This is a genomic window from Bartonella sp. MR168JLCBS (assembly GCF_042194175.1).
In genome coordinates this window covers 1-668 of record NZ_JBHIMP010000427.1, presented here as the reverse complement: position 1 = coordinate 668, position 668 = coordinate 1, and the positions used below count along the sequence as shown (strand labels likewise).

Genomic DNA, 668 nt, shown 5'->3' with positions numbered 1-668 from the left:
TCAATAAACGTCCTCGTACCGGCCAACGCATCTTAGAAATTCCCGTAGCTTGTGGAGTCACACCATTATCCGTATTCATTACAGTGTTCAAAACATCCGTTTTATAATTCGATGAAGGCATCTGTGTGGAAGAATTCTGCTCAGCATTTGACCTGTTTATCTTTGAAGAAGGCATGGCTGTTATAGGAGCTTTATCTGTAGATGGAGCTTTCTGATATCGTATAGAAGACCTGACTTGAGATTTGGATGAAGGTTCTGTTGATGTAACCCTATCATCATTTTGAGCATTCGAAGTTGCGACCGTACGCCTGCCTGGGATCATAAGCACCTGACCGATATAAATAGAATTATTATTGCTTATGCCATTTGCTAATTTTAATGCCTCAACACTGATCCCTATTTGCCGTGCAATGCTTAATAATGTATCCCCACTTTGAACGATATAAGAGTTTCGCCGAAAAAGAGGAGTATTATTCATTGAACGAGAAATTGTTCCAAGATTGCGTGGCGGAGTCCCTATAATTCGACCATCAGGAGAAAGCGTCCCGTCTTGTCGTGGAGAATTATATGAAGCACTGTCATCAGCCCATGAATCATTACTTGGCTCCACAGGTGGCAATTCAGTGCTTTGTATTACATCGCCACCGTACGATAGCATTCCCGGATCT

The 668-nt window shown here is 42.1% G+C and carries 1 protein-coding gene; it reads right to left on the bottom strand.

The annotated features are described in order from the left end of the window. On the bottom strand, nucleotides 1-668 hold a 668-nt coding region (locus ACFIK8_RS11770; RefSeq protein ID WP_375669533.1), incomplete at both ends, for a LysM peptidoglycan-binding domain-containing protein.